General features: G+C 51.1%; 8 protein-coding genes and 1 pseudogene. All 9 read left to right on the forward strand.

Features of this window, described 5'->3' with window-relative positions; all coding sequences use genetic code 11:
- A pseudogene (locus FH968_RS24010) lies at positions 1-207 on the forward strand (CadC family transcriptional regulator); the annotation flags it as partial.
- Between the two features lie 29 nt (positions 208-236).
- The gene (locus FH968_RS23075) at positions 237-824 is read left to right on the forward strand and encodes a helix-turn-helix transcriptional regulator (RefSeq protein WP_189389344.1); all 588 of its coding nucleotides are present in this window, start codon (positions 237-239) and stop codon (positions 822-824) included.
- Positions 825-946: 122 nt separating this feature from the next.
- A complete protein-coding gene (locus FH968_RS23080) occupies positions 947-1,660 on the forward strand; it encodes a DUF1120 domain-containing protein (protein ID WP_139883751.1) in 714 nt (237 codons plus the stop codon).
- 78 nt (positions 1,661-1,738) lie between these two features.
- A complete protein-coding gene (locus FH968_RS23085; protein WP_139883753.1) occupies positions 1,739-2,449 on the forward strand; it encodes a DUF1120 domain-containing protein in 711 nt (236 codons plus the stop codon).
- An 81-nt stretch (positions 2,450-2,530) separates the two neighbouring features.
- Positions 2,531-3,241: a DUF1120 domain-containing protein gene (locus FH968_RS23090; protein WP_139883755.1), complete on the forward strand. Its 711-nt coding sequence runs from the start codon at positions 2,531-2,533 to the stop codon at positions 3,239-3,241.
- 81 nt (positions 3,242-3,322) lie between these two features.
- Positions 3,323-4,033: a DUF1120 domain-containing protein gene (locus FH968_RS23095; RefSeq protein ID WP_139883757.1), complete on the forward strand. Its 711-nt coding sequence runs from the start codon at positions 3,323-3,325 to the stop codon at positions 4,031-4,033.
- An 81-nt stretch (positions 4,034-4,114) separates the two neighbouring features.
- Complete coding sequence (locus FH968_RS23100; protein ID WP_139883760.1) at positions 4,115-4,825, forward strand: DUF1120 domain-containing protein; 711 nt, start codon at positions 4,115-4,117, stop codon at positions 4,823-4,825.
- Positions 4,826-4,906: 81 nt separating this feature from the next.
- Positions 4,907-5,620, forward strand: coding sequence for a DUF1120 domain-containing protein (locus tag FH968_RS23105; RefSeq protein ID WP_139883762.1), 714 nt, complete (start codon positions 4,907-4,909; stop codon positions 5,618-5,620).
- A 96-nt stretch (positions 5,621-5,716) separates the two neighbouring features.
- A partial coding sequence (locus FH968_RS23110) for a fimbria/pilus chaperone family protein (RefSeq protein WP_139883764.1) occupies positions 5,717-6,205 on the forward strand: 489 nt, incomplete at its 3' end.

Here is a 6,205-nt window from a genome sequence, read left to right on the forward strand (position 1 = left end):
AACGATGAAATACTGTCCCATGTCTGGGATAAAAATAAACTGGCTTCCTCCAGTCAGCGATTATGGCAAGTAATGAAAGAATTAAAGCGAAAGTTATCTTTACTGGGCATCACCGATGATTTTATTACTCGCGTGGATAGCTCTGGATATTATATAGATTTTCGCATGGTGAAAAAACTTTACTGCAACGTACTGCCTGGTGATTAACTTTTACTTTATGAATGAAATGCTCACCTATGATCTACGTTTACTCTGATGATGTGTATTTTTCCCTTGGCCTGCAGCATATATTATTAGAAGCAGGAATGGACGTGGTTCTCGCCACTACGGGTTATGACTTTGAAAATGGATCTGTTTCTTATTCAACCCAACCAGGTTTGCTTATTGTCGATTCACACAATCTTTCCTCAATGCAGAGAATTGTTGAATCAGCAATGGATAATGGGATAAATGTTATTTATGTCGAAGAGGGTGGTCTATCTTTAAAGGAGGAGTGTTTATGGCCTTACGGAATACTACCCAAAAAGACACCTGTAAATACTTTGCCATTTATTATCTCTAATCTTCGTAGAGCAAGAGTTTGTTGGTATAAACACCTGACTGTGCGTGAAATGTCAGTCATGAATGAACTCGTGAAAGGCACATCCAGCAAGGACGTTTCAAAAAATCTCTGCATTTCCGTTAAAACAGTTAGCGGACATAAATTCAATGCATTGAAAAAAATGGGTCTGACCCGAATGAATGCGCAGGCCGTTTATATTTACGGAAAATATAAGATTTTATTTCAGCACACGAGTTTGCGTGCAGAAATATCCATGCGTTAAAAATAAAAGCAGTAACCGCAGCCATCTGCAAATAACCAGGCATCGTTACGGGAGTCAGGCTTCGCCTGAAAATCGGCAAGGCGATCGCTTAATCAACTATGAAGTTAATGGAAGTAAAATATATGTATAGCAACCTGATTAAAAACACCTTTGCGCTGGCTTTGCTGGCGGCGTCTGTCGGCAACGCGATGGCCGCTGACAGCGTCGATGTGAAAGTGATTGGTTCTATTATCCCGGCCGCCTGTACGCCAACCATTTCTGGCGGCGGCGTGATTGACTACGGCAACATCAAGGCATCGACCCTGTCTGCCGACAACTACACGGCACTGCCGGAAATGCAACTGAACTTCTCACTGGTCTGTGATGCCCCGGCTAAAGTGGCCCTGAAGGCGATTAATGGCCGTCCGGGGACTATGGCCGGTGTTACCGAGACCGCATTCAACACCGGATCTGTTCCTGTAGCCATTTATGGTAATGCTTCCAATGCTGCATCGGGCGTCGGTTTAAATCTGGACGGTACGGCTAAAATTGGCGGCTACGGTGTGCGTATCGCTGCAGAGTCGTCGATGGCTGACGGCATTCCGGTTGACACCATCGGACAAGAGAATGGTTATTCGACATCAGGTTCTTACACCAAAATACCAGATGGCGCTGTGTACGGTGCGGGTGGCCGCATAATCACATGGGCGACGCCTGGCAGCCTGACGCCAGTGGCGTTTAAAGTGCTGTCCGGCAAGCTGGGTGTGCAGGCGTACATCAACAAGGCCTCTGCACTTGACCTGACCCATGTGATCCATCTTGACGGTCTGACCACGCTTGAAGTGGTTTACCTGTAACCCCTCGAATATCGTGCTACGCCCGTAAATAAGCAGGCGAGTACTTAGTCAATTATAAAGTTAATGGAAGTAAAACAGATGTATAGCAACCTGATTAAAAACACCTTTGCACTGGCTCTGCTTGCTGCGTCCGTTGGCAACGCGATGGCCGCTGACAGCGTTGATGTGAAAGTGATTGGCCAGATTATCCCGGCCGCTTGCACGCCAACTATCTCTGGTGGTGGCGTGATTGACTACGGCAACATCAAGGCATCAACCCTGGCAGCTGATGCCTACACCACACTGCCGGAAATGCAGCTGGACTTCTCCCTGGTCTGTGATGCCCCGGCTAAAGTGGCGCTGAAGGCGATTAACGGCCGTCCGGGCACTCTGGCGGGTGCCACCGAGACCGCAACGGGTGCAGGAATTGCTCCTGTGACAATGTTTAATACCCCAGGGAATGCAGCTGTTGTCGGTTTAAATCTGGACGGCGCGGCTACAATTGGCGGCTACGGTGTGCGTATTGCGGCAGACACAGTGACCGCCGATGGCAATACGGTTGATACCATTGTACAGGACAACAATTACTCTACTGCAGGTACTTACATCAAAAGAACCTCTGGCAGCTTGTACGCAAGTCAGGGACGCGTGCTGACATGGGCAGCTCCTGGCACCCTTACGCCAGTCGCTTTTAAAGTGCTGGCCGGCAAGCTGGGTGTACAGGCTTACATCAACAAGGCCTCTGCACTTGACCTGACCCATGTTATCCATCTTGACGGCCTGACCACGCTCGAAGTGGTTTACCTGTAACCCTGCATCGGTGTCAGTGGTACGCCTGCCAATAAGCAGGCGACCGTTTAATCAATTCTGAAGTTAATGGAAGTAAAACAAATGCATAGCAACCTGATTAAAAACACCTTTGCGGTGGCTTTGCTTGCCGCAGCCGTTGGCTCCGCCATGGCCGCTGACAGCGTTGATGTGAAAGTGATTGGCCAGATTATCCCGGCAGCCTGTACGCCAACGATTTCTGGTGGTGGCGTGATTGACTACGGCAACATCAAGGCATCGACCCTGGCGGCTGATGCCTACACCACATTGCCGGAGATGCAGCTGGACTTCTCCCTGGTCTGCGACGCCCCTGCGAAAGTGGCGCTGATGGCTATTAATGGCCGTCCGGGAACCATGGCCGGTGTCACTGAGAGCGCTCTGCATGCAGCATATGCACCTGTGATTATGTTTAATACCCCGGGGACTACATCTAGCGTGGGTTTAGGTCTGGACGGTGCAACTCCAATTGGCGGCTATGCTGTGCGTATTGCAGCGGATACTGTGACTGCCGACGGCAATGCCGTTGATACGCTGGTACAAGATAATAATTACACCTCGTCAGGTACTTACATCAAAAGAACTGTTGGCAATTTGTATTCAATTAATGGTCGCATCACAACATGGGCGACGCCTGGCTCCCTGACGCCAGTGGCGTTTAAAGTGCTGGCCGGCAAGCTGGGTGTGCAGGCGTACATCAACAAGGCCTCAGCCCTTGACCTGACCCACGTTATCCACCTCGACGGCCTGACCACGCTTGAAGTGGTTTACCTGTAACCCTGCACGCATGTCAGTGGTACGCCTGCAAAAAAGCAGGCGATCGCTTAATCAATTATAAAGTTAATGGAAGTAAAACAGATGTATAGCAACCTGATTAAAAACACCTTTGCACTGGCTCTGCTTGCTGCATCCGTTGGCTCCGCGATGGCCGCTGACAGCGTTGATGTGAAAGTGATTGGCCAGATTATCCCGGCCGCCTGTACGCCAACCCTGTCCGGTGGCGGTGTGATTGACTACGGCAACATCAAGGCTTCAACCCTGTCAACTGATGCCTACACCACATTGCCGGAAATGCAGATTGACTTCTCACTGGTCTGCGATGCCCCGGCTAAAATAGGGATACAGGTCCTTAATGGTCGTCCGGGTACCATGGCTGGTGTCACTGAGTCTGCATACAATTCTGCCAATATGCCGGTATCCGTTTTTGGTTCTGGCGGGAATATAGGTGGCGCCGGTTTAGGTCTGGACGGGGCGACTAAAATTGGCGGCTACGCGGTGCGTATTGCGGGAAATACGGTGACTGCCGACGGCAATGCGGTTGATACCATTGCACAGGAATATGATTTTGCGACAAACGGTTACATCAAGAAAGGCCTGGGTGTCTTGTACACACAAGATTATGTGCGCACAACAACATGGGCGACACCTGGCACCCTGACACCAGTGGCCTTTAAAGTGCTGGCCGGCAAACTGGGCGTTCAGGCGTACATCAACAAGGGCTCAGCCCTTGACCTGACCCACGTCATTCATCTTGACGGTCTGACCACGCTCGAAGTGGTTTACCTGTAATTCTGCACGCATGTCAGTGGTACGCCTGCCATTAAGCAGGCGACCGCTTAATCAATTATAAAGTTAATGGAAGTAGAACAGATGTATAGCAACCTGATAAAAAACACTTTTGCACTGGCTCTGCTGGCGGCATCCGTTGGCACCGCGATGGCCGCTGACAGCGTTGATGTGAAAGTGATTGGCCAGATTATCCCGGCCGCCTGTACGCCAGCTCTGTCTGGCGGCGGCGTGATTGACTACGGCAAAATCAAGGCTTCAACCCTGGCGGCTGATGCCTACACAGTCTTGCCGGAAATGCAGATTGACTTCTCCCTGGTCTGCGACGCCCCGGCGAAAGTGGCACTGAAGGCCATTAACGGTCGTCCGGGTACCATGGCGGGAGTCACCGAGGGCGCAACGAATACAGCCATTGTTCCTGTCACAGTTTGGGGTACGTCCACTACTTCAGGTGGTGCTGGCTTAGGCCTGGACGGCACAAATAAGATTGGTGGCTATGCGGTGCGTATTGCGGCGAATACGGTGACTGCCGACGGCAATGCGGTTGATACCCTTGTGCAGGACAACAATTATCAGTCAAATAGTGTTTACAACAAAAAAGTCACTGGCAATTTGTATGCAAATGAGGGACGCATCACTTCATGGGCGGCTCCTGGTACCCTGACGCCAATAGCCTTTAAAGTGCTGGCCGGCAAGCTGGGCGTACAGGCGTACATCAACAAAGCCTCTGCCCTTGACCTGACTCACGTGAACTACCTCGATGGCCTGACAACTATTGAAGTGGTTTACCTGTAATCCTGCACGCATGTCAGTGGTACGCCTGCCAATAAGCAGGCGACCGCTTAATTAATTATAAAGTTAATGGAAGTAGAACATATGTATAGCAACCTGATTAAAAACACCTTTGCACTGGCGCTGCTGGCGGCTTCCGTTGGCTCCGCGATGGCCGCTGACAGCGTTGATGTGAAAGTGATTGGCCAGATTATCCCGGCCGCCTGTACGCCAACTATCTCTGGCGGCGCCGTGTTTGACTACGGCAAAATCAAGGCTTCAACCCTGGCGGCTGATGCCTACACAGTCTTGCCGGAAATGCAGCTGGACTTCTCACTGGTCTGTGACGCCCCGGCGAAAGTGGCGCTGAAAGCAATTAACGGTCGTCCGGGTACCATGGCGGGTGTCACTGAGAGCGCTCTGAATTCAGCATATGCACCTGTCATGCTGTACAATATCTCATCGACTACAGTAGCTTCCGTGGGTTTAGGTCTGGACGGCGCAAATAAGATTGGTGGCTACGGTGTGCGTATTCCGGCGGAGACGGTGACCGCCGACGGTAATGCGGTTGACACGATTATACGGGACAGTAATTACACCGTAGGTGACTATTACGAAAAGAGAGCTGTTGGCAATTTATACTCACTTACGGGACGCTTAACGACATGGGCAGCTCCTGGTACTCTGACGCCAATAGCCTTTAAAGTGCTGGCCGGCAAGATTAACGTACAGGCTTACATCAACAAAGGCTCTCAGCTTGACCTGACCCACGTGAACTACCTCGACGGCCTGACGACGCTCGAAGTGGTTTACCTGTAATACCTCTCAAGATTTTCTGACGGCTCTGCCCCGTGTTGTACGGGGCAGCTTTCAGCAAGCGAATTAGCAACAACTTTTACTTCAACGGTTACTTTCATGAAATTACTCTCTGGTATTAAAACTGGGGCGGCAGCTCTCGTCCTGGTTTCTGCTTTTTCCCACGCGACCGGTATGGTTCCGGAGACGTCAGTGGTGGTGGTGGAGGCTTCCGATGGTGAAGGCGCCATCAACATCACCAACACCGACAACTACCCAGTGTTGATGCTGACCACCCTTCAGGATATTCCGGAAGACAAAACCCCGTTACTGACCATTACGCCGCCAGCCGCCCGCGTTGAAGCCGGTAAAACCCAGCGCGTGCGTTTTATCCTCACCGATAAAACACCACTGAAAACGGAACGCCTGAAGCGCGTCATTTTTGAAGGGGTGCCGCCGCAGGTTAAAGGCAAAAATCAGGTGCGCATGACCGTGCGTCAGAATCTGCCGGTACTCATCCGCCCCGCAGGCCTGGCCCGTGACGAAGCACCGTGGAAACTGCTGGTGTGGAAGCAAAGCGGTAACACGCTGACCGTCACTAACCCGTCC

Origin of the sequence: Buttiauxella sp. B2 (assembly GCF_006376615.1) — a bacterium.
GTDB lineage: Bacteria > Pseudomonadota > Gammaproteobacteria > Enterobacterales > Enterobacteriaceae > Buttiauxella.

What these genes read in the sequence shown, in the direction of transcription:
- FH968_RS23075 (WP_189389344.1), top strand. Translation starts at nt 237, where the DNA reads ATGATCTACGTTTACTCTGATGATGTGTATTTTTCCCTTGGCCTGCAG.
- FH968_RS23080 (WP_139883751.1), top strand. Translation starts at nt 947, where the DNA reads ATGTATAGCAACCTGATTAAAAACACCTTTGCGCTGGCTTTGCTGGCG.
- FH968_RS23085 (WP_139883753.1), top strand. Translation starts at nt 1,739, where the DNA reads ATGTATAGCAACCTGATTAAAAACACCTTTGCACTGGCTCTGCTTGCT.
- FH968_RS23090 (WP_139883755.1), top strand. Translation starts at nt 2,531, where the DNA reads ATGCATAGCAACCTGATTAAAAACACCTTTGCGGTGGCTTTGCTTGCC.
- FH968_RS23095 (WP_139883757.1), top strand. Translation starts at nt 3,323, where the DNA reads ATGTATAGCAACCTGATTAAAAACACCTTTGCACTGGCTCTGCTTGCT.
- FH968_RS23100 (WP_139883760.1), top strand. Translation starts at nt 4,115, where the DNA reads ATGTATAGCAACCTGATAAAAAACACTTTTGCACTGGCTCTGCTGGCG.
- FH968_RS23105 (WP_139883762.1), top strand. Translation starts at nt 4,907, where the DNA reads ATGTATAGCAACCTGATTAAAAACACCTTTGCACTGGCGCTGCTGGCG.